22 protein-coding genes and 1 other RNA gene are annotated in these 20,204 nt (G+C 58.8%); 16 read left to right on the top strand and 7 right to left on the bottom strand.

Annotated elements, in window-relative coordinates; all coding sequences use genetic code 11:
• Positions 1-5: 5 nt before the first annotated feature.
• Positions 6-650, top strand: coding sequence for an MBL fold metallo-hydrolase (locus LCH64_RS21205; RefSeq protein ID WP_226501174.1), 645 nt, complete (start codon positions 6-8; stop codon positions 648-650).
• A gap of 114 nt (positions 651-764) precedes the next feature.
• Entirely contained in the window at positions 765-1,496 is a 732-nt protein-coding gene (locus LCH64_RS21210; protein ID WP_003228074.1) for an OmpA family lipoprotein, read from the top strand.
• A gap of 256 nt (positions 1,497-1,752) precedes the next feature.
• Here LCH64_RS21210 and LCH64_RS21215 read toward each other — a convergent pair whose 3' ends face one another.
• Positions 1,753-2,187 (bottom strand): DUF1043 family protein, encoded by a 435-nt coding sequence (locus LCH64_RS21215; protein ID WP_003228072.1) that lies wholly within the window; start codon positions 2,185-2,187, stop codon positions 1,753-1,755.
• A gap of 144 nt (positions 2,188-2,331) precedes the next feature.
• On the opposite strand from LCH64_RS21215, the gene LCH64_RS21220 reads away from it, so the two are divergent.
• From LCH64_RS21220 to zapE, 3 genes are all read left to right on the top strand, one after another.
• Positions 2,332-2,961 carry an alpha/beta fold hydrolase gene (locus LCH64_RS21220; protein WP_226501232.1) on the top strand — a complete coding sequence of 210 codons (630 nt, stop codon included), beginning with the start codon at positions 2,332-2,334 and terminating at the stop codon, positions 2,959-2,961.
• A 24-nt stretch (positions 2,962-2,985) separates the two neighbouring features.
• Positions 2,986-4,341 (top strand): tryptophan--tRNA ligase, encoded by a 1,356-nt coding sequence (locus LCH64_RS21225; protein WP_226501175.1) that lies wholly within the window; start codon positions 2,986-2,988, stop codon positions 4,339-4,341.
• A 90-nt stretch (positions 4,342-4,431) separates the two neighbouring features.
• The gene (gene zapE / locus LCH64_RS21230; protein ID WP_226501176.1) at positions 4,432-5,526 is read left to right on the top strand and encodes a cell division protein ZapE; all 1,095 of its coding nucleotides are present in this window, start codon (positions 4,432-4,434) and stop codon (positions 5,524-5,526) included.
• Between the two features lie 176 nt (positions 5,527-5,702).
• Here the strand turns inward: zapE and LCH64_RS21235 are convergent, their stop codons facing one another.
• Positions 5,703-6,599: a GlxA family transcriptional regulator gene (locus LCH64_RS21235; protein ID WP_177434775.1), complete on the bottom strand. Its 897-nt coding sequence runs from the start codon at positions 6,597-6,599 to the stop codon at positions 5,703-5,705.
• Between the two features lie 250 nt (positions 6,600-6,849).
• On the opposite strand from LCH64_RS21235, the gene LCH64_RS21240 reads away from it, so the two are divergent.
• Positions 6,850-7,986: an acyl-CoA dehydrogenase family protein gene (locus tag LCH64_RS21240; protein ID WP_003228064.1), complete on the top strand. Its 1,137-nt coding sequence runs from the start codon at positions 6,850-6,852 to the stop codon at positions 7,984-7,986.
• A gap of 100 nt (positions 7,987-8,086) precedes the next feature.
• Here the strand turns inward: LCH64_RS21240 and LCH64_RS21245 are convergent, their stop codons facing one another.
• Complete coding sequence (locus tag LCH64_RS21245; protein WP_226501177.1) at positions 8,087-9,127, bottom strand: NADP(H)-dependent aldo-keto reductase; 1,041 nt, start codon at positions 9,125-9,127, stop codon at positions 8,087-8,089.
• Positions 9,128-9,371: 244 nt separating this feature from the next.
• Between LCH64_RS21245 and rplM the strand changes: the two genes are divergently transcribed.
• The 7 genes from rplM to LCH64_RS21280 all read left to right on the top strand — a co-directional run bounded on the left by rplM (position 9,372) and on the right by LCH64_RS21280 (position 14,255).
• A complete protein-coding gene (rplM, locus tag LCH64_RS21250; protein WP_003228062.1) occupies positions 9,372-9,800 on the top strand; it encodes a 50S ribosomal protein L13 in 429 nt (142 codons plus the stop codon).
• Between the two features lie 14 nt (positions 9,801-9,814).
• Positions 9,815-10,207, top strand: a complete 393-nt coding sequence (gene rpsI / locus LCH64_RS21255; protein WP_003228056.1) for a 30S ribosomal protein S9 — start codon at positions 9,815-9,817, stop codon at positions 10,205-10,207.
• 270 nt (positions 10,208-10,477) lie between these two features.
• Positions 10,478-11,071 (top strand): ubiquinol-cytochrome c reductase iron-sulfur subunit, encoded by a 594-nt coding sequence (petA, locus tag LCH64_RS21260; RefSeq protein ID WP_003228055.1) that lies wholly within the window; start codon positions 10,478-10,480, stop codon positions 11,069-11,071.
• Positions 11,071-12,282: a cytochrome bc complex cytochrome b subunit gene (locus LCH64_RS21265; protein WP_003228050.1), complete on the top strand. Its 1,212-nt coding sequence runs from the start codon at positions 11,071-11,073 to the stop codon at positions 12,280-12,282. Before petA ends, LCH64_RS21265 begins: the two co-directional genes overlap by 1 nt.
• A complete protein-coding gene (locus tag LCH64_RS21270; RefSeq protein WP_003228049.1) occupies positions 12,282-13,061 on the top strand; it encodes a cytochrome c1 in 780 nt (259 codons plus the stop codon). The genes LCH64_RS21265 and LCH64_RS21270 overlap by 1 nt, the downstream gene beginning before the upstream one ends.
• 146 nt (positions 13,062-13,207) lie before the next feature.
• Entirely contained in the window at positions 13,208-13,825 is a 618-nt protein-coding gene (locus tag LCH64_RS21275; RefSeq protein ID WP_003228048.1) for a glutathione S-transferase N-terminal domain-containing protein, read from the top strand.
• 16 nt (positions 13,826-13,841) lie between these two features.
• A complete protein-coding gene (locus LCH64_RS21280) occupies positions 13,842-14,255 on the top strand; it encodes a ClpXP protease specificity-enhancing factor (protein ID WP_003228047.1) in 414 nt (137 codons plus the stop codon).
• 134 nt (positions 14,256-14,389) lie between these two features.
• On the opposite strand, the gene LCH64_RS21285 is transcribed toward LCH64_RS21280, so the two are convergent.
• The 4 genes from LCH64_RS21285 to LCH64_RS21300 all read right to left on the bottom strand — a co-directional run bounded on the left by LCH64_RS21285 (position 14,390) and on the right by LCH64_RS21300 (position 17,836).
• Entirely contained in the window at positions 14,390-14,968 is a 579-nt protein-coding gene (locus LCH64_RS21285; RefSeq protein WP_007961621.1) for a BON domain-containing protein, read from the bottom strand.
• Positions 14,965-15,558 carry a phosphoheptose isomerase gene (locus LCH64_RS21290; protein WP_226501178.1) on the bottom strand — a complete coding sequence of 198 codons (594 nt, stop codon included), beginning with the start codon at positions 15,556-15,558 and terminating at the stop codon, positions 14,965-14,967. The genes LCH64_RS21285 and LCH64_RS21290 overlap by 4 nt, the downstream gene beginning before the upstream one ends.
• 104 nt (positions 15,559-15,662) lie before the next feature.
• Entirely contained in the window at positions 15,663-16,025 is a 363-nt protein-coding gene (locus tag LCH64_RS21295; RefSeq protein WP_003228044.1) for a YraN family protein, read from the bottom strand.
• Positions 16,025-17,836 (bottom strand): penicillin-binding protein activator, encoded by a 1,812-nt coding sequence (locus tag LCH64_RS21300; RefSeq protein ID WP_003228032.1) that lies wholly within the window; start codon positions 17,834-17,836, stop codon positions 16,025-16,027. Before LCH64_RS21300 ends, LCH64_RS21295 begins: the two co-directional genes overlap by 1 nt.
• A gap of 177 nt (positions 17,837-18,013) precedes the next feature.
• On the opposite strand from LCH64_RS21300, the gene rsmI reads away from it, so the two are divergent.
• The 3 genes from rsmI (at position 18,014) to mraZ (ending at position 20,203) form a co-directional block, all read left to right on the top strand.
• Positions 18,014-18,919, top strand: coding sequence for a 16S rRNA (cytidine(1402)-2'-O)-methyltransferase (rsmI, locus tag LCH64_RS21305; RefSeq protein ID WP_080593268.1), 906 nt, complete (start codon positions 18,014-18,016; stop codon positions 18,917-18,919).
• A gap of 73 nt (positions 18,920-18,992) precedes the next feature.
• An RNA gene (rnpB, locus tag LCH64_RS21310) (RNase P RNA component class A) lies at positions 18,993-19,346 on the top strand.
• 401 nt (positions 19,347-19,747) lie between these two features.
• Positions 19,748-20,203, top strand: coding sequence for a division/cell wall cluster transcriptional repressor MraZ (gene mraZ, locus LCH64_RS21315; RefSeq protein ID WP_003228026.1), 456 nt, complete (start codon positions 19,748-19,750; stop codon positions 20,201-20,203).
• The last annotated feature ends 1 nt before the right edge of the window (position 20,204 follow it).

Below are 20,204 nucleotides of genomic sequence, written 5' to 3' on the forward strand. Positions count from 1 at the left end.
GCCTCATGACTGTTACAGCACCTGCGCTCATCCGCGAAACCTTCCCCGTCGGCCCGCTCCAGTGCAACTGCACGATCATCGGCGATCCGCTGACGAAAAAAGCCATCGTCGTCGACCCGGGCGGCAACCCCGATCTGATCATGGCCCGCCTCGATGCCTTGGGCTTGAAAGTCGTCAGCATCATCCACACCCACGCGCATCTCGATCATTTCCTCGCCTCCGGACAGATGAAAGAAAAAACCGGCGCGACTTTGCATCTGCACAAGGAAGACCAGTTCCTGTGGGACAATCTCGAGATGCAATGCCAGATGTTCGGCGTGCCGTACACCCCGGTGCCGTCGCCGGATCGCTGGTTGAGCGACGATGAAGAACTGGCTTGCGGCTGCGGTGTGGCGCTGCATACGCCGGGACATACACCCGGTTCCATGAGCTTTTGGTTTTCCGAGGCTAAGCTGTTGATTGCCGGCGACACGTTGTTTCGTCGTGGCGTAGGACGCACGGATTTGTGGGGCGGCGATCAGGCGACCATCGTGCGATCAATCAAGCAGCGGCTGTACACGCTCGACGAAGACGCGACAGTGGTTGCCGGGCATGGTCCGGACACGCGTCTTGGGGATGAAATGCGGGAAAACCCGTTCGTGCGCGCCTAAACATTTTGTCACGAGTGTGCAGCGGAATTTTTGTGCATTGTCATGATCCAACGCCCGCACAGGTCTATTGCCTAGGGCCGCTGCCACACAGAATGCGAAAACCAGGAGCTCTTCATGTTCACCACGCCTCGTTTGATTATTGTTGCTACCGCTGTGGCCATGTTGGCCGGCTGCGCCTCGCCCAACCCGTATGACAATCAGGGCCAGGCCGATGGCGGCGGTGTGAGCAAGACCGCCAAATACGGCGGTCTCGGCGCTTTGGCCGGTGCGTTGGCCGGTGCTGCCATCGACCACAACAACCGTGGCAAGGGCGCGTTGATCGGCGCGGCTGTCGTCGGTGCTTCGGCCGCCGGCTACGGCTATTACGCCGATCAGCAAGAGAAAAAATTGCGCGCCAGCATGGCCAACACCGGGGTTGAAGTGCAGCGTCAGGGCGATCAGATCAAGCTGATCATGCCGGGCAACATCACCTTCGCCACCGACTCGGCGAACATCGCCCCAAGCTTCTACCAGCCGCTGAACAACCTGGCGAACTCGCTGAAAGAGTTCAACCAGAACCAGATCGAAATCGTCGGCTACACCGACAGTACCGGCAGCCGCCAGCACAACATGGACCTGTCCCAGCGTCGTGCGCAGAGCGTGGCGACCTACCTGACCTCGCAAGGTGTCAGCGGTGCCAACCTGAGCGCCCGTGGTGCCGGCCCGGATAACCCGATTGCCAGCAACGGCGACGTCAATGGCCGTGCGCAGAACCGCCGCGTCGAGGTCAATCTGAAAGCGATTCCGGGTCAGCAGTATGGTGGTCAGCAGCAGCCGCAGCCGGGCACAGTGCAGCAGTATCCGTAACCCAAATGGTTGCATGAAGAAATGCCCGGTCCTGGTGATCGGGTATTTTTTTGTCTGGCCTGTGCCGGCCCCTTCGCGAGCAAGCCCGTTCCCACAGTGATCGGTGTTGATAACCAATTTCGTATTCAACACGTAACCCTGTGGGAGCGGGCTTGCTCGCGAAGGGGCCGGGCCAATCGCCATCAAATCATCAGATACAAAAAAGCCCCCGGACAACCGAATTGTCCGGGGGCTTTTTGTTGGGCGCGAAACCCGATTATTTCTTCAAACCATAGTGCTCATCGAGCATGCCCGGCGAGTTCGGGGTTTTCGGCGCGTAGTCGCGTGGCGGCTCCTGATCGCGCGGCGGCGTCAGGCGTTCGCGCGGTGCCTGGGCGGCATCGGCGTGCAAAGCGGCGATCAGGCGTTGACGGGTCTGCTCGTCCAGGGCCAGGCGGTTGGCGCCCTCGGCGAGATGATCCTGCACTTCCTGATAGCTCTGGGTTAGCTTCTTGACCAGCGTCGCGGTGCTGTTGAAGTGGGTGACCACCTCGTTTTGATAGCTGTCGAAACGCTCCTGGATATCATCCAGTTGACGCTGCGTGCGGCTCGGCGCGGCATTCGGTGCGACGCGAGCGATCAGGAATCCAATGGCGACACCCACAACCAGGGCAAGAGTCGGTAACAACCAAACTAAGAGCGAGTGTTCCACGAGTCCTTCCTCTATAAACGGCTTTGCTTTACGTTAACGGCTCGAACCTGCGCTGTATACCGCGATTCACTCGCAATAGATTGGCACAGACAATTTGCTAGACGAGTCGACCCGATTCGAGGTCACGGAGTTCCTTCCTTGCTGATGCGTGAAACCCCTGTAGTGATTGCTGGCCCAGTCGGCCAAATCGAAGCGCTGTACTTGGATAACGAGCAGCCAAACGGCATCGCGCTGATTTGCCATCCCAACCCGGTGCAGGGCGGCACCATGCTCAACAAGGTCGTCTCGACTCTGCAGCGCACCGCGCGCGATGCCGGTCTGATTACCTTGCGCTTCAACTATCGCGGCGTTGGCGCCAGCGAAGGTACGCACGACATGGGCAGCGGTGAAGTCGACGATGCTCAGGCCGCCGCCGCATGGCTGCTGGAAAAACACCCGGATCTGCCGCTGACCCTGTTCGGTTTTTCCTTCGGCGGATTTGTTGCAGCAAGTCTCGGCGGTCGTCTCGAAGCTCAAGGCGTGCAGCTCAAGCAGCTGTTCATGGTCGCGCCGGCGGTGATGCGCCTGGGCGATCAGGATCAACTGCCACAGCACGGCGAGCTGACCGTGATCCAGCCGGAAACCGACGAAGTGATAGACCCGCAAGTGGTCTACGACTGGTCGGCAAAACTCCAGCGCCCCCATGAGCTGCTGAAAGTGGCAGAATGCGGACACTTTTTTCATGGCAAGCTGACCGATCTCAAGGATCTGATCCTGCCGCGTCTCTCGAATTGATTGCAGTCTGACAAGCGATTACCCATGACGAACCGAACCCGTATCCTCACCGGCATCACCACCACCGGCACGCCGCACCTGGGCAACTACGCCGGCGCCATTCGCCCGGCGATCATCGCCAGCCGCGACAGCAATGCCGATTCGTTCTACTTCCTGGCCGACTACCACGCCCTGATCAAATGCGATGACCCGCTGCGCATCCAGCGCTCGCGTCTGGAAATCGCCGCGACCTGGCTGGCCGGTGGCCTGGATGTGGATCGTGTGACCTTCTATCGCCAGTCCGACATCCCGGAAATCCCCGAGCTGACCTGGCTGCTGACCTGCGTCGCGGCCAAGGGTCTGCTCAACCGTGCGCACGCCTACAAGGCCTCGGTGGACAAGAACGTCGAGACTGGTGAAGACCCGGATGCCGGGATCACCATGGGCCTCTACAGCTATCCGGTGCTGATGGCGGCGGACATCCTGATGTTCAACGCGCACAAGGTGCCGGTCGGTCGCGACCAGATCCAGCACGTGGAAATGGCCCGTGATATCGGTCAGCGCTTCAACCATCTGTTCGGCCAGGGCAAGGAGTTCTTCACCATGCCCGAAGCGCTGATCGAGGAAAGCGTGGCAACCCTGCCAGGCCTCGATGGGCGCAAGATGTCGAAGAGCTACGACAACACCATCCCGCTGTTCTCCAGTGCCAAAGAGATGAAGGATGCGATCTCGCGGATCGTCACCGACTCCAAGGCGCCGGGCGAGGCGAAAGATCCGGACAACTCGCACCTGTTCACCCTGTTCCAGGCCTTCGCAACGCCTGCGCAGGCTGACGAATTCCGTAGCGAACTGCTCGGTGGTCTGGGCTGGGGCGAGGCGAAGAACCGTCTGTTCCAGTTGCTGGATAACGAGCTGGGCGAGTCTCGCGAGCGTTACCACCAGTTGATCGAGCGCCCGGCGGATCTGGAAGACATTCTGCAACACGGTGCGAAAAAGGCCCGTGCGGTGGCGACGCCGTTCCTCAACGAGCTGCGTGAAGCGGTCGGTCTGCGTTCGTTCGTCAATCAGGTGCAAGTTGCTGCGACCACCAAGAAGAAAGCCGCGAAAGCCGCACGTTTCGTCAGCTTCCGTGAAGATGACGGCAGCTTCCGTTTCCGTCTGCTGGCGGCCGATGGCGAGCAACTGCTGCTGTCGCGCAACTTCGCCGACGGCAAAACCGCCGGGCAGGTGACCAAGCAACTGCAGGCCGGTCAGGCGTTGGACATTCGCAATCAAGACCTGAGCTTCAGCGTGTGGCTGGAAGGCGAGTGCGTTGGCGACAGCCCGACGTTCGCTGATGTTGCTGCGCGGGACGCAGCCATCGAGGCTCTGCGCGTTGCGCTGACCCCGGTTCAGGACTAATCCGCGGCGCGGCCCGACCAAGGGCTGATTGCCATTCCTACGGGCCGTCGCTACAGTGACGGCCCGTTTTTGTTGCCTTGCTAACGAATTATGACGCCCCTAGAACGATACCAAGCTGATCTGAAACGCCCGGACTTCTTCCATGACGCCGCGCAGGAAACTGCCGTGCGTCATCTGCAGCGCCTGTACGACGATCTGATCGCGGCCGAGCAGAACAAGCCGGGTTTGCTGGGCAAGCTGTTTGGCAAAAAGGATCAGAGGCCGGTCAAGGGTCTGTACTTCTGGGGCGGCGTGGGCCGCGGCAAGACTTACCTGGTCGACACCTTCTTTGAAGCGCTGCCGTTCAAGGAAAAGACCCGCACTCACTTCCACCGCTTCATGAAGCGTGTGCACGAAGAGATGAAAACCCTCGGCGGCGAGAAAAACCCGCTGACCATCATCGCCAAGCGCTTCGCCACCGAATCGCGAGTGATCTGCTTCGATGAATTCTTCGTCTCGGACATCACCGACGCGATGATCCTCGGCACGCTGATGGAAGAGCTGTTCAAGAACGGCGTGACCCTGGTCGCGACCTCGAACATCGTTCCAGACGGTCTGTACAAGGATGGCCTGCAACGTGCGCGCTTCCTGCCGGCCATCGCGCTGATCAAGCAGAACACCGAAATCGTCAACGTCGACAGCGGCGTCGACTACCGTCTGCGCCACCTCGAACAAGCGGAGCTGTTCCACTATCCGCTGGACGAAGCGGCGCACGAAAGCCTGCGCAAGAGCTTCAAGGCCCTCACGCCGGAATGCACCGCCGCGGTGGAAAACGATGTGCTGATCATCGAGAACCGCGAAATCCGTGCCCTGCGCACTTGCGACGACGTGGCCTGGTTCGACTTCCGCGAACTGTGCGACGGCCCGCGCAGCCAGAACGATTACATCGAGCTGGGCAAGATCTTCCACGCCGTGCTGCTCAGTGGCGTGGAGCAGATGAGCGTCACCACTGACGACATCGCCCGACGCTTCATCAACATGGTCGACGAGTTCTACGACCGTAACGTCAAGCTGATCATTTCTGCCGAAGTCGAGTTGAAAGACCTGTACACCGGCGGGCGCCTGACGTTCGAATTCCAGCGTACGCTCAGCCGTCTGCTGGAGATGCAATCGCACGAATTCCTGTCGCGGGCGCACAAGCCTTAAACGGCTTCGGCAAATAAAAAGGGCCTGCAATTGCAGGCCTTTTTTTATGCGACGCAGTACCCCTGTGGGAGCGGGCTTGCTCGCGAATGCGGTGTGTCAGCTAAATAGATGCCAACTGAAAGTACGCTTTCGCGAGCAAGCCCGCTCCCACAGTGGTTTTGTGCGTGGGCAGGGATTTATGCAGCCTGCTGAAACTGCTGCCGATACTGGTTCGGCGACAGCTCGGTATGCTGGCGGAACAGCCGCGCAAAGAAGCTCGCATCGTCGTAGCCGACCTCATAACTGATGGTCTTGATGCTTTTTCGACTGCCGGACAGCAAGCCCTTGGCGGTCTCGATGCGCAGCCGTTGCAGGTAGTGCAGCGGTTTGTCGCCGGTGGCGGTCTGGAAGCGGCGCATGAAATTGCGGATGCTCATGCCGTGCTCGCGGGCCACGTCTTCGAAGCGGAACTTGTCAGCGAAGTGCTCTTCGAGCCAGTGCTGGATCTGCAGGATGATCACGTCCTGGTGCAGCTTCTGGCCGCCGAAACCGATACGTCCCGGCGAGTAACTGCGCTGCACTTCATACAGAATGTCGCGGGCCACGGCTTGGGCGACGTTGGCGCCACAGAAGCGTTCGATCAGGTAAATATAGAGGTCGCAGGCCGAGGTGGTGCCGCCGGCGCAATACAGGTTGTCGGCGTCGGTCAGGTGCTTGTCCTGATTGAGGTACACCTTGGGGAAGCGCTCGGCAAAGGCATTGAAGAAGCGCCAGTAAGTGGTCGCTTCCTTGCCATTGAGCAGGCCGGCCTCGGCCAGCCAGAACACCCCGGTGGCTTCGCCGCACAATACGGCGCCGCGGGCGTGCTGCTCGCGCAGCCATGGCAGGATCTGTGGATAACGGCCGCAAAGCGTATCGAAATCGTCCCAGAACGCCGGGAGGATGATCACGTCGGCGTTTTCCAGGGCGCCGTCCACCGGCATCATCACGTCACTGAAACTGTTCACCGGTTTACCGTCGGGGCTGACCAGGCGGGTTTCGAACGCCGGAGTCAGGCCGTGGCCCAGTTGTTTGCCGTAACGCAGGCTGGCCAGATGGAAGAAATCCTTGGCCTGCATGAGGGTGGAGGCGAAAACCCGGTCGATTGCCAGGATGCTGACGCGCCGCAAGGGCGTGGAGACTTGCTTGGACATAATTCAACTTTTGTTTTGTTTTTATAAGGGAAAGTGGTCACCAGACGGCTGGATCGTCTTATTTTTTGTCGGATGTGTCCAGTGTCCTGTATCGGAGGTGAGGCTTAGTCTCTGAAGGTCATATCCCTCCAACAAGAATGAAAGGTGCCGCATGATCCCCAGAACCTTGTTCAGCTCCGAGCACGAATTGTTCCGCGACAGCGTACGAACCTTCCTCGAAAAAGAGGCCGTGCCGTTCCATGCGCAGTGGGAGAAACAAGGCCACATCGACCGCAAACTGTGGAACAAGGCCGGGGAGGCGGGGATGCTCTGCTCGCATCTGCCGGAGGAGTATGGCGGCCTGGGCGCGGACTTTTTGTATAGCGCGGTGGTGATCGAAGAGGTCGGTCGTCTCGGCCTGACCGGTATCGGTTTCTCGCTGCATTCGGACATCGTTGCGCCGTACATCCTGCATTACGGCAGTGAAGCGCTGAAGCACAAGTACCTGCCGAAACTGGTCTCGGGCGAGATGGTCAGCGCGATTGCGATGACCGAGCCGGGCGCCGGTTCCGACCTGCAGGGAGTCAAGACCACCGCAGTGCTGGATGGCGACGAGTATGTGATCAACGGTTCCAAGACCTTCATCACCAACGGCTTCCTCGCTGACCTGGTGATCGTGGTCGCCAAGACCGATCCAAAGGCCGGCGCCAAGGGCACCAGCCTGTTTGTGGTGGAAGCGAATACGCCGGGCTTCGAGAAGGGCAAACGCCTGGAGAAGGTCGGAATGAAGGCTCAGGACACGTCGGAATTGTTCTTCCAGGACGTGCGCGTACCGAAAGAAAACCTGCTGGGTCAGGCCGGGGCAGGGTTTGCCTACCTGATGCAGGAATTGCCGCAGGAACGTCTTACGGTGGCGATTGGTGGTCTGGCCTCAGCCGAAGCCGCGCTGAAATGGACGCTGGATTACACCCGTGATCGCAAGGCGTTCGGCAAGGCGATTGCCGACTTCCAGAACACCCGTTTCAAACTCGCGGAAATGGCCACTGAAATTCAGATCGGTCGAGTATTTGTCGACAAGTGCCTGGAATTGCATCTGCAGGGCAAGCTCGACGTGCCGACAGCGGCGATGGCCAAATACTGGGGCACCGACCTGCAATGCAAGGTGCTCGACGAGTGCGTACAGTTGCATGGCGGCTACGGCTTCATGTGGGAATACCCGGTGGCCCGGGCATGGGCGGATGCGCGCGTGCAGCGGATTTATGCCGGCACCAATGAAATCATGAAGGAGATCATTGCGCGCTCGCTTTGATCTTCGCTGCATTGACGGGCCTCTTCGCGAGCAGGCTCGCTCCCACAGGGATTACCGTACCTGTGGGAGCGAGCCTGCTCGCGAAGCTTTTAACGGGCTATCAAGGCGCCGGATTCGGATGATCCTTGTGAATCGCCTCAATCCCGGCCAGCACTTCATCGGAAAGTTTCAGATCAAAACTGGCAATGTTGCTGTCCAGTTGCTCCAGCGTGGTCGCACCAATGATGTTGCTGGTGACGAACGGTTGCTGGGTGACGAATGCCAGCGCCATCTGCGCCGGATCCAAACCGTGTTCCCGGGCCAGTGCCACATAGCGGCTGCAAGCAGCCTCCGATTGCGGGTTGAAATAGCGGCTGAAGCGGCTGTAGAGGCTCAGACGGCCTTTCGGCGGGCGAGCGCCACCTTCGTACTTGCCGGACAGGAAGCCGAACGCCAGCGGCGAGTACGCGAGCAGGCCGCACTGTTCGCGAATGGCGATTTCCGCCAGGCCGATTTCGAAGCTGCGGTTGAGCAGGTTGTACGGGTTCTGGATCGACACCGCGCGCGGCCAGCCACGGGCTTCGGCCAGGGCGAGGAAACGCATGGTGCCCCACGGCGTCTCGTTGGACAGGCCGATGTGACGGATCTTGCCGGCCTTCACTTGTTCGTCGAGGGCTTCGAGGGTGTCTTCGAGCGGCGTCAGGTTGGCTTCGATCTTGTGCTTGTAACCCAACTGGCCGAAGAAATTGGTGCTGCGCTCCGGCCAGTGCAGTTGGTAGAGGTCGATGTAATCGGTCTGCAGGCGCTCGAGACTGGCATCCACCGCAGCGGTAATGTGCTGGCGATTGTGGCGCAGGTTCTTGTCGCGGATGTAGTCGATGGTGTTGCCGGGGCCGGCGATCTTGCTGGCGAGAATCCAGTCGGCGCGGTCGCCGCGAGTTTTGAAGTAATTGCCGATGTAGCGTTCGGTGGTGGCGTAGGTGTCGGCTTTCGGCGGCACCGGGTACATCTCGGCGGTGTCGATGAAATTGATCCCGGCTTCCTTGGCCCGTTCGATCTGGGCGAAGGCTTCAGCTTCAGTGTTTTGCTCGCCCCAGGTCATGGTGCCGAGGCAGATTGCACTCACGTTCAGGTCGGTCCGGCCTAGCTGGCGATAGTCCATCGGGTGCTCCTTGGGCAAAACAATCATAAAAGCAGGTTGAAAAATTTTTCGCAATCTGCATAATTGCCGACCTCTTTCTGCAGTGGAAGTGATGCGCCGCCGCCGAAGAATCTTGCCGTTGAACGGACGCGCCGACCCGAGCCCCCGAAAGCGTCTGTATCCGGCTGCCTTTGACTTGTCAAAGTACGCACTATTCAGTAAGATCCGCCGTCTTATTTACAGGCGGCCCCTGAGGCTATAAAGAATGAAAACTTTTACTGCTAAACCGGAAACAGTAAAGCGCGACTGGTTTGTCGTCGACGCTGCTGGTCAGACCCTGGGTCGTCTGGCCACCGAAATCGCGAGCCGTCTGCGTGGCAAGCACAAGCCTGAATACACTCCTCACGTTGACACTGGCGACTACATCGTCGTAATCAACGCCGAGCAGATCCGTGTTACCGGCGCTAAAACCACTGACAAAATGTACTACTCCCACTCCGGTTTCCCGGGCGGCATCAAGTCGATCAACTTTGAAAAGCTGATCGCCAAAGCCCCTGAGCGCGTGATCGAGACCGCGGTTAAAGGCATGCTGCCTAAAAACCCACTGGGTCGCGACATGTACCGTAAGCTGAAAGTCTATGCGGGCGCTGCACACCCTCATACTGCTCAGCAGCCCCAAGAACTGAAGATTTAACGGAATAGTTCATTATGTCGGCGACTCAAAATTACGGCACTGGCCGTCGCAAGACCGCAACCGCACGCGTTTTCCTGCGTCCGGGTACTGGTAACATCTCCATCAACAACCGTTCGCTGGATAACTTCTTCGGCCGCGAAACTGCCCGCATGGTAGTTCGTCAGCCGCTGGAGCTGACCGAGACTGTCGAGAAATTCGACATCTACGTCACCGTGATCGGCGGTGGTGTAAGTGGTCAGGCTGGCGCAATCCGCCACGGCATCACTCGCGCTCTGATGGACTACGACGAAACCCTGCGTAGCGCTCTGCGCAAAGCTGGCTTCGTTACTCGCGACGCCCGTGAAGTTGAACGTAAGAAAGTTGGTCTGCGTAAAGCGCGTAAGCGTCCGCAGTACTCGAAGCGTTAATTCGTTTCCACGTTCAAAAAAGAACGCCCGATTCCTCACGGAACCGGGCGTTTTTTTATGCCTGCGATTTATTGAAGAATTGCGCTGTGACAACTTGCCACATTCGTAGACCCCCTATACTACAAGGCTTGAGGGTGGGAGCTCCGGGTAATTCCCTTGTCAGAATTGGGGCTTTTCATTACCATCTCGGCAAAATTTTTATAAGTAACATTGATTTATTTAGTAGATGCCTGATTTAACAGGCCACAAAAGCTGATGGGAGAGGACTGAATGAGCAATGACGGCGTGAATGCAGGCCGGCGTCGCTTCTTGGTAGCAGCCACATCCGTGGTGGGTGCTGCAGGAGCGGTGGGGGCTGCGGTCCCGTTCGTGGGGTCATGGTTTCCCAGTGCCAAGGCGAAAGCCGCCGGTGCACCGGTGAAAGTGAATGTCAGCAAGATCGAGCCAGGACAGCAGATGATTGCCGAGTGGCGCGGCCAGCCGGTGTTCATTGTCCGCCGTACTGCGGAAATCCTGGGGAATCTCAAGAAGATCGAGGGCCAGCTCTCCGATCCGACTTCCAAAAACTCCACGCAACCTACCTATGTCGACCCCGAAGTGCGTTCGATCAAGCCGGAAATTCTGCTGCTGATCGGTATCTGCACTCACCTGGGTTGCTCACCAACCTTCCGTCCCGAAGTGGCACCTGCGGATCTGGGTAAAGACTGGGTCGGTGGCTATTTCTGCCCTTGCCACGGTTCCCACTACGATCTGGCTGGCCGCGTCTACAAGTCGCAACCTGCGCCTTTGAACCTGCCAGTTCCCCCGCATTCCTATGAGACCGATGACCTGATTGTCATTGGCGTCGATACGGAGAAAGCGTGATGAGCAAGTTCATGGATTGGGTTGATGCGCGCTTCCCTGCGACCAAAATGTGGGAAGACCATCTCAGCAAGTATTACGCGCCAAAAAACTTCAACTTCTTCTATTTCTTCGGCTCGCTGGCGCTGCTGGTGCTGGTCAACCAGATCGTCACCGGTGTCTGGCTGACGATGAGCTATACGCCGTCGGCAGAAGAGGCGTTCGCTTCCGTCGAATACATCATGCGCGACGTCGAGTACGGCTCGATCCTGCGTCTGCTGCACTCCACCGGCGCTTCGGCGTTCTTCATCGTGGTCTATCTGCACATGTTCCGTGGCCTGCTCTACGGTTCGTACCAGAAACCCCGCGAGTTGGTGTGGGTATTCGGCATGCTGATCTACCTGGCGCTGATGGCTGAAGCCTTCATGGGTTATCTGCTGCCGTGGGGTCAGATGTCCTACTGGGGGGCCCAGGTGATCATCTCGCTGTTCGGTGCGATTCCGGTCATCGGCAACGACCTGACCCAGTGGATTCGTGGTGACTACCTGATTTCCGGGATCACCCTGAACCGCTTCTTCGCCCTGCACGTCGTGGCCCTGCCGATCGTGATCCTCGGTCTGGTGGTGTTGCACATTCTGGCGCTGCACGAAGTTGGCTCGAACAACCCTGATGGCGTCGACATCAAGAAGCACAAAGACGAAAACGGCATCCCGCTGGACGGCATCGCCTTCCACCCGTACTACACCGTGAAAGACATCGTCGGCGTGGTGGTGTTCCTGTTCATCTTCTGCTTCATTGTGTTCTTCTTCCCGGAAATGGGCGGCTACTTCCTCGAAAAGCCAAACTTCGAGCAAGCCAACCCGTTCAAGACTCCAGAGCACATTGCACCGGTCTGGTACTTCACACCGTTCTACGCAATCTTGCGGGCAATCCCGGACAAGCTCATGGGCGTTATCGCCATGGGGGCGTCGATTGCCTTGCTGTTCGTGCTGCCGTGGCTTGATCGCAGTCCGGTGAAATCGATGCGCTACAAGGGCTGGATGAGCAAAGTCTGGTTGTTGGTGTTCTGCGTCGCGTTCGTGATCCTCGGCATTCTCGGTGTTCTGGCTCCGACGCCTGAGCGCACGCTGATCTCGCAGGTCTGCACCTTTCTGTACTTCGCTTACTTCATTCTGATGCCTTTCTACACCAGGCTCGAGAAGACCAAACCGGTTCCGGAAAGGGTGACTGGCTGATGAAAAAGTTATTTTTTGCTCTGATTTTTGCTGCTCTGCCTGTGCTGTCTTTTGCTGCCGAACACGGTCCGGATCTGGAAAAAGTCGACATCGACGTTTCCGACAAGGCTGCCCTGCAGGATGGTGCGCGTACCTTTGCCAACTACTGCATGGGTTGCCACAGTGCCAAGTTCCAGCGTTACGAGCGCGTTGCCGATGACCTGGGGATCCCGCATGACATGATGCTGGAAAAACTCGTCTTCACCGGTGCCAAGATCGGTGACCACATGAACATCGGTATGCAACCGGCTGACGCCAAGACCTGGTTCGGTGCAGCACCGCCGGACCTGACCCTGGTGGCGCGCGTGCGTGGCACCGACTGGCTCTACGGTTATCTGCGCTCGTTCTACGAAGATCCGGCGCGCCCATGGGGCGTGAACAACAAGGTCTTCCCGAACGTCGGCATGCCTAACGTGCTGGTCGGCCTGCAAGGGCGTCAGGTGGTGGGCTGCAAGCAAGTGCAGATCGTCGAGGACGGCAAGAAGCAATACGATCCGCTGACCGGTACGCCGTTGACGCATGAAGCGTGCGATCAGTTGACCATCGTGCCGAAAACCGGTGCTCTGAACGAAGAGCAGTTCGATGAGAAGGTCAAGAATCTGGTAACCTTCCTGGCTTACTCGGCTAACCCGGTTAAGCTGCAACATCAGCGCATCGGTACTTACGTCTTGCTGTACCTGGCGTTCTTCTTTGTGTTCGCCTATCTGCTCAAGCGTGAATACTGGAAAGACGTGCACTGATACGCTTCAAGCATTGCTGTTAATCGCGCGCGCCCAAGGGTGCCTCTGAAAACGCAACGCCTGGTTCGCCAGGCAGTGCGTGAGGCGCCCTCTGGGCGCGCGCGTTTTTCCGGTTCCGATAATTTCAACAAGCGAGGAGGATCGCCATGGGCGTGACCAATCGGTTGGCCTGTTACTCCGACCCCGCCGACCACTATTCCCACCGAGTGCGCATCGTGCTTGCAGAGAAGGGTGTCAGCGCCGAAATCATTTACGTGGAAGCTGGTCGCCAGCCGCCTAAACTGATTGAGGTGAACCCTTACGGCAGTCTCCCGACGCTGGTCGATCGCGACCTGGCGTTGTGGGAGTCGACCGTGGTGATGGAATATCTGGATGAGCGTTACCCGCATCCGCCACTGATGCCGGTTTATCCGGTGGCGCGTGCCAACAGCCGTCTGCTGATTCACCGTATTCAGCGTGACTGGTGTGGTCTTGTGGATCTGATTCTTGATCCGAAAACCAAGGAGGCCGCGCGTGTCGTGGCGCGCAAGGAATTGCGTGAAAGCCTGACGGGCGTGTCGCCGCTGTTTGCCGACAAGCCGTTTTTCCTCAGTGAGGAACAAAGTCTGGTGGATTGCTGCCTATTGCCAATACTCTGGCGTTTGCCGATTCTGGGTATTGAACTGCCGCGGCCGGCCAAGCCGCTGCTTGATTATATGGAGCGCCAGTTTGCGCGTGAGGCTTTCCAGGCGAGTCTGTCTGGCGTCGAACGCGATATGCGCTAAGGCTTAAGGAGCCGCTATGAACTCCAGTCGACCTTATCTGGTCCGCGCGCTCTACGAGTGGATTGTGGATAACGATTGCACCCCGCACATGCTGGTCAATTCCGAATACCCGGCGGTGCAGGTGCCGCAGGGTTTTGCCAGTGACGGGCAGATCGTCCTGAACATTTCGCCCAGTGCCGTGCGTCACTTGCACATGGACAACGACGTGGTGACCTTCGAGGGTCGCTTTGGTGGCGTTCCGCACAGTCTGTATGTGCCGATCAGTGCGATTCTGGGCATCTATGCCCGGGAGAATGGTCAGGGCATGGTCTTCGATCTCGAGTCGCCGATGGATGACGAAGACGATATCGAACCCGATGACGACTTGCCGCCACCGGACAGCGAGCCGCCGCGCCCAAGCGGTCGGCCAAGTTTGAAAGTGGTGAAGTAATAAAAAAGGCGACCCGAAAGGGTCGCCTTTTTTATTACGTAGGAGCTGCCGAAGGCTGCGATCTTTTGATCTTGTTTTTGACGATCAAAAGATCGCAGCCTCGTTTCACTCGACAGCTCCTACAGAAGTGCACCTCAGTCGATGTATTCGAACAGCTTCACGATTTTCTGCACACCGGAAACGCTCTGCACCAGGTTGGTCGCCTGTTGCGCTTCCTGCTTGGTCAGCAGGCCCAGCAGATAGACGATGCCATTCTCGGTCACGACCTTGATGCGCGAGCCGGGAATGCTGGCATCGGTCAGCATCTGGGTCTTGATCTTGGTGGTCAGCCAGGCGTCGTTCTGGCGGGCGAGGAAGCTCGACGGCGCAATCACTTGCAGCTCATTGTGCACCTTCTTCACGCGCTGGACGTTGGCGGCGGCCTGTTCGGCCTTGGCCTTGAGGTCTTCGCGCGGCGTCTGGCCGGCGAGCAGCACCACGCCGTTGAAGCTGGTGACGACAATATGCGAGTCCTTGTCCAGGCCTGGGTCGGCCTTGGCCACGTTGACGCCGACTTTGGTCTCGATCAGCGAGTCGTCGATTTTGCTGCCGAAGGTTCGGGTGCCGCGGTCGTCTTCAATCGGCGCTTCACGGCTGGCATTCACCACCGAGGTGCAGCCGCTGATGCCGAGGCACAGGGTCAAGGCCAGAAGGCCAAGGCGATTAGGGGTCATTCTTCACTCCCGAACAGTTGGCTGTCGATCAGATCGCAAAGGCAATGGATCGCCAGCAGGTGGACTTCCTGAATACGTGCAGTGACGCTGGCCGGTACGCGAATCTCGACGTCCTCGGGCAATAGCAATGACGCCATGCCGCCGCCATCGCGTCCGGTCAATGCTACGACAATCATTTCGCGATCATGTGCGGCCTGGATCGCCTGAATAATGTTCGCCGAGTTACCGCTGGTCGAAATCGCCAGCAGTACGTCGCCCGGTTGCCCGAGTGCGCGGATCTGCTTGGAGAACACTTCGTTGTAGCTGTAGTCGTTGGCGATCGAGGTGATCGTCGAACTGTCGGTGGTCAGGGCAATGGCCGGCAGGCTCGGGCGTTCGCGTTCGAAGCGGTTGAGCAGCTCCGAGGAGAAGTGCTGGGCGTCGCCGGCAGAGCCACCGTTGCCGCACGAAAGCATTTTGCCTTCGTTGAGCAGGGCGTTGACCATGATCTGGCTGGCTTGCTCGATGTGCGGTGCAAGTACGTCCATCGCCTGTTGCTTGGTGTCGATACTGGCCTGGAAAAGCTGGCGAATTCGGGATTGCATGTCCATCTGTGTGACCTTAAGTGGCGCGGCTGTTCGGCACGTGAATGTGCAGCCCGCAAAGCAAAGAGCAAAAATTGTCGGTGAAAGTGTCCGGGGTGGTGTGCAGAGAATCAACCATCGAACGCATTCTGCAACCAGTTCAATTGATCCGGGTGCCTGTCGATGGCCACCACGTCGAAGCGGCAAGGGGAATCGGCCCAGCGTGACTCGCGCTGAAGAAAATACTGTGCGGCGAAAATCAGTTTTTGCCGTTTGCGCTCATCGATGCTAGCGAGCGCGCCACCCCATTGAGTGTTTTTTCTGTAGCGGACTTCGACGAATACTACTGTATCGCCATCAAGCATGACCAGATCAAGCTCGCCCCGTTTGCATGACCAGTTCTGCGCCAGCAGGCGCAGACCGTGGTGTTGCAGATGCTCGAGCGCTTGGCGCTCGGCATCTTTACCGCTTTGCAGGTGCGAGCTGTCGGGCATCAGCGCGGGGTGTCCGGCAGGCGTTGAACCTGACCGTTGACGAACTGCGCCCATGGCAACTGCCGCACTACACGTTGGGTCTGGGTCATGCCCAGGCTGCCCGACTGACCTTCGATGCGGCTGTCCGGCAGAGCTTTCAATTGGCCCAAGCGGGGTGCCAGACGGTAGGCATCGACGCCCATCGCGTACAGGCGACCAAGACTGCCGGCAGCTTGTGGCCACTGTGCGGTGACTTGCTGGCGCAGCGGGTCGTTGGCTTCGAGCAGCCATGGGGTTTCGCAGAAGCGCACGCCGTTCATGTCGTTGTACTGGTTCACGTCGCCGCTGGCGCTGTAGACGTGGGAAGTCGCGTATACCGGAACGTCACCCGCGTACTGGAAATTCAGGGTCGGCTTGATCTGCTGCGCCTGTTGCGGGGTGGCGGCGAGGAAGATGAACTCGATGTCCTGACGACGCGAAGGCTGTGCGGCTACGTTGGTGCCGGCAGCATTCTGCAGGCTCTTGGCGCGGGCCTCACTTTGACGCAGCTGGAACATGTCGGCGATCTGCTGGGCCAGTTGCACTGGCTGATCGACACGTTCGGTGGCGACGATGCTGCCGCCGTTGGCTTGCCAGTCCTGGCTGAACGCACGCAGTACTCGGTCGCCCCATTCGCCTTTCGGCACCATGATCGCCGCACGGTGCAGGCCGTCGGCGCGGGCGCGACGCGAAACTTCGCGGGCTTCGTCTTCAGCCGCCAGGCCGAACTGGAACAGTTGCGCCGGACCTTGATCACCTTCGCTGTAGTTCAATGCGAGGGTGGTGATCGGCAGTTGCGGACGAGTGCTCAGTTGTTTGACCAGTGGTTTCTCCAGCGGACCGACCACCAGTTGCACGCCGTCAGCCTGGGCCTTGCGGTAGAACTCATCCATCGAGGTCAGCTTGGAGCTGTCGTAGAACTCGATGGCGGGCGGCTTCTGGCCGGCCTGTTGCGCTTGATAGTGCGCCGCCATGAAGCCTTCACGCAGGGCCTTGCCGACCGAGGCCAGTGGGCCGTCTTGCGGCAGCAGCAGGGCGATTTTGCTCAGGGGCTGGCTGGCCAGCTCCTTGAGTTTGGTCAGGGGCAGCGGCAGGTTGATAGCAGCCGGGTGTTTCGGGTTTTGTGCGCGCCAGGTATCGATCGCGGCTTGCTGCTGTTCCAGGGTGCCGGCAGTTTTCACTGCCAGGGCCAGGCCCATCCAGCCACCGAGGTCGTCGGAGGTATTGGGTTGCAGTTGATCGGTTGGCAGCGAAGCGATCAGGGTCCAGATCGCTTCGTGGTTCTTGCTCGCGGCTTCGCCTTTGAGCATTGGCGCGATGAAGATGCGCTCGCGAGCGGCCGCCAGGGTCTGGCCATCGGCTTCCAGTGCGCGGGCATGCACGGTGCCGGTGCGCACTTGCTGGTCTTCCGGCATTTCGCTCAGATGCTGCAGGCTCGGATGGCTCAGGGCAGTCAGCGCGGCTTTCGGCTGATTGCGAGTCATCGCCAGTTCAGCGGACAGGGTGCTGGCGAAGATCTGCTGGCCTGGCTTGAGTTGCTCCATCGGCACTTGTTGCAGGATCTGCGCGGACTGGCCGGCATTACCCTGGCGGTAAGCCAGGTCTGCCGCGCTCAAGCGCAACAGGGCGGCTTTTTCCGGTGTCTTGGCCTGGGTAGCCTGTTCGAGCAGTTGCTCGATGCTGGCATCCGGGGTCCGTGGAAGTTCGCCAAGGCTGGAGGAAGGGGAGCTGGCGCAGGCCGCCAGCAAGGCAGCGAGGCAGAGGGCAGTGAACAGCCGCAGGCAAGCGATCATGTAAGTGTTCCTGATACTCGATCAAATTAGCGTGGAATTGTACCCAAGCGCTGGCCGGGGCGCGATGTTACTGGTGTGAAACCGTCAATTTAGCTGGAGCAAATGTTGCTGTGCGGCACAAAGACGCGCAAAACCGGCTTCGGCCGGAACGCATCGCAAGCCTCGTGACGCGCTACAATGCCGGCTTTTACCGATCATGAGGTGTGCGCTTTGACTGCTCCAGGTCCTTTGAATTCCGCTGCTGGCTCGCTTTATGTGGTGGCGACGCCCATCGGCAACCTGGACGACATCAGCGCCCGGGCCCTGAAAATCCTCCGCGAAGTGGCGCTGATTGCCGCCGAGGATACGCGGCACTCGGCGCGGTTGATGCAGCACTTCGGCATTTCGACGCCGTTGGCCGCGTGCCACGAACACAACGAACGTGATGAAGGTAGCCGCTTTATTACCCGTTTGCTGGCGGGCGATAACGTCGCGCTGATTTCCGATGCCGGGACGCCGCTGATCTCCGATCCGGGTTATCACCTGGTGCGTCAGGCGCGAGCAGCGGGGATCAATGTGGTGCCGGTGCCAGGTGCCTGTGCCTTGATCGCAGCGCTGTCGGCGGCAGGTCTGCCCTCCGACCGATTCATCTTCGAAGGTTTCCTGCCGGCCAAGTCGGTGGGGCGCAAGGCGCGTCTGGAAGCGGTCAAGGAAGAGCCGCGCACGCTGATTTTCTACGAGGCCCCGCACCGTATTCTCGAATGCCTGCAGGACATGGAAGCCGTGTTCGGTGGCGAGCGTCAGGCATTGCTGGCCCGAGAAATCACCAAGACGTTCGAAACGCTTAAGGGGTTGCCGCTGGCTGAGCTGCGTGCGTTTGTCGAGGCCGACAGCAATCAGCAGCGGGGCGAGTGTGTGGTGCTGGTCGCAGGCTGGTCTGCACCGGAGTCCGAAGACGCCGTCAGCAGCGAAGCGATGCGCGTCCTCAATCTGCTGCTCGAAGAGATGCCGCTCAAACGTGCCGCCGCCCTGGCCGCACAAATCACCGGTGAGCGCAAAAACGTGCTTTATCAGGTCGCACTGGATCAGCAGAAGGGCGAATAAGCCGTCGCGCAGACAGGTTTCACGGCTATTAGCGCTTGTTCTTCGGGCGCTCTGCCGTTAACCTTCGCGGCGGAGAGTCGATCGGACAGTCGCTGCCCTCTATGAAAATTAGGGGGGGGAGGAAAGTCCGGGCTCCATAGGGCGAAGTGCCAGGTAATGCCTGGGAGGCGTGAGCCTACGGAAAGTGCCACAGAAAATAACCGCCTAAGCGCTTCGGCGCCGGTAAGGGTGAAAAGGTGCGGTAAGAGCGCACCGCACGTCTGGCAACAGTTCGTGGCTAGGTAAACCCCACTTGGAGCAAGACCAAATAGGGTCCCAAGGCGTGGCCCGCGCTGGGACCGGGTAGGTTGCTAAAGATGTCCAGTGATGGCCATCGTAGACGAATGACTGTTCAAGACAGAACCCGGCTTACAGATCGACTCTCCACCTTTTTCTTTCCCTGCTTGAATCAATGGCATCAGGGCTGGTTATTATCGGCAGGCCTGCGCTAAAGTCCGGCAGCGGCAAATGCAGTAATAGCCATTTCCCACCTTGCTTCAATCAACAGCAGAAGCGCTTTTGTAATACCGAAAAAATCTTACTCTTAACAAATTACTTTAACTTCCGAGCGCAGCTTTCAGTGCTGCATCAAGTTATTGGTCGAAAGTATCTGCCAAATTGTCGTTACCCCTCCTTTTAAGCTCCTAAATCTCCGTTCTGTAAGGGTTTTCCTTTAATCCGCGCCTTGACGGTGTGGTGGGCGCATTCCTATAGTGTGCGCAAGTGGCGGAAAGTGGCATGAAGTGGGTTTTTTGAGCTCAAAACGATAAAAATTGGAGAAACGCTGACGTGTTTCGCGGAGCTAACGCTATCAGTCTCGATGCAAAGGGCCGTCTCGCCATGCCGAGCCGGTACCGTGACGAGCTCGTTTCGCGTAGTTCCGGTCAATTGATCGTGACCATTGATGCCGTTGATCCGTGCCTGTGTGTCTACCCGCTCGACGAGTGGGAAATTATTGAAACCAAGTTGCGCGCACTCCCTTCGCTTCGCGAAGAGAACCGTCGCCTGCAGCGTTTATTGATTGGTAATGCCGTCGACCTCGAACTCGACGGCAGTGGTCGTTTTCTGGTTCCACCGCGTCTGCGCGAATACGCAAAGCTTGATAAGAAAGCGATGCTGGTGGGCCAACTGAACAAGTTCCAATTGTGGGACGAGGATGCATGGAACGCGGTGTCTGCCGCTGACCTTGCTGCTATTCAACAACCGGGCGCCATGCCTGACGAACTGCGTGATTTGATCCTGTGAC

This window comes from Pseudomonas sp. MWU16-30322 (genome assembly GCF_020515535.1).
Lineage (GTDB): Bacteria > Pseudomonadota > Gammaproteobacteria > Pseudomonadales > Pseudomonadaceae > Aquipseudomonas > Aquipseudomonas fluorescens_H.

What these genes read in the sequence shown, in the direction of transcription:
- LCH64_RS21265 (WP_003228050.1), top strand. Translation starts at nt 11,071, where the DNA reads ATGAGCAAGTTCATGGATTGGGTTGATGCGCGCTTCCCTGCGACCAAA.
- LCH64_RS21270 (WP_003228049.1), top strand. Translation starts at nt 12,282, where the DNA reads ATGAAAAAGTTATTTTTTGCTCTGATTTTTGCTGCTCTGCCTGTGCTG.
- LCH64_RS21240 (WP_003228064.1), top strand. Translation starts at nt 6,850, where the DNA reads ATGATCCCCAGAACCTTGTTCAGCTCCGAGCACGAATTGTTCCGCGAC.
- LCH64_RS21210 (WP_003228074.1), top strand. Translation starts at nt 765, where the DNA reads ATGTTCACCACGCCTCGTTTGATTATTGTTGCTACCGCTGTGGCCATG.
- LCH64_RS21245 (WP_226501177.1), bottom strand. Translation starts at nt 9,127, where the DNA reads ATGGACTATCGCCAGCTAGGCCGGACCGACCTGAACGTGAGTGCAATC.
- petA (WP_003228055.1), top strand. Translation starts at nt 10,478, where the DNA reads ATGAGCAATGACGGCGTGAATGCAGGCCGGCGTCGCTTCTTGGTAGCA.
- zapE (WP_226501176.1), top strand. Translation starts at nt 4,432, where the DNA reads ATGACGCCCCTAGAACGATACCAAGCTGATCTGAAACGCCCGGACTTC.
- LCH64_RS21285 (WP_007961621.1), bottom strand. Translation starts at nt 14,968, where the DNA reads ATGACCCCTAATCGCCTTGGCCTTCTGGCCTTGACCCTGTGCCTCGGC.
- LCH64_RS21295 (WP_003228044.1), bottom strand. Translation starts at nt 16,025, where the DNA reads ATGCCCGACAGCTCGCACCTGCAAAGCGGTAAAGATGCCGAGCGCCAA.
- LCH64_RS21205 (WP_226501174.1), top strand. Translation starts at nt 6, where the DNA reads ATGACTGTTACAGCACCTGCGCTCATCCGCGAAACCTTCCCCGTCGGC.
- rplM (WP_003228062.1), top strand. Translation starts at nt 9,372, where the DNA reads ATGAAAACTTTTACTGCTAAACCGGAAACAGTAAAGCGCGACTGGTTT.
- LCH64_RS21280 (WP_003228047.1), top strand. Translation starts at nt 13,842, where the DNA reads ATGAACTCCAGTCGACCTTATCTGGTCCGCGCGCTCTACGAGTGGATT.
- rsmI (WP_080593268.1), top strand. Translation starts at nt 18,014, where the DNA reads ATGCCGGCTTTTACCGATCATGAGGTGTGCGCTTTGACTGCTCCAGGT.
- LCH64_RS21290 (WP_226501178.1), bottom strand. Translation starts at nt 15,558, where the DNA reads ATGGACATGCAATCCCGAATTCGCCAGCTTTTCCAGGCCAGTATCGAC.
- LCH64_RS21225 (WP_226501175.1), top strand. Translation starts at nt 2,986, where the DNA reads ATGACGAACCGAACCCGTATCCTCACCGGCATCACCACCACCGGCACG.
- rpsI (WP_003228056.1), top strand. Translation starts at nt 9,815, where the DNA reads ATGTCGGCGACTCAAAATTACGGCACTGGCCGTCGCAAGACCGCAACC.
- LCH64_RS21300 (WP_003228032.1), bottom strand. Translation starts at nt 17,836, where the DNA reads ATGATCGCTTGCCTGCGGCTGTTCACTGCCCTCTGCCTCGCTGCCTTG.
- LCH64_RS21220 (WP_226501232.1), top strand. Translation starts at nt 2,332, where the DNA reads ATGCGTGAAACCCCTGTAGTGATTGCTGGCCCAGTCGGCCAAATCGAA.
- LCH64_RS21275 (WP_003228048.1), top strand. Translation starts at nt 13,208, where the DNA reads ATGGGCGTGACCAATCGGTTGGCCTGTTACTCCGACCCCGCCGACCAC.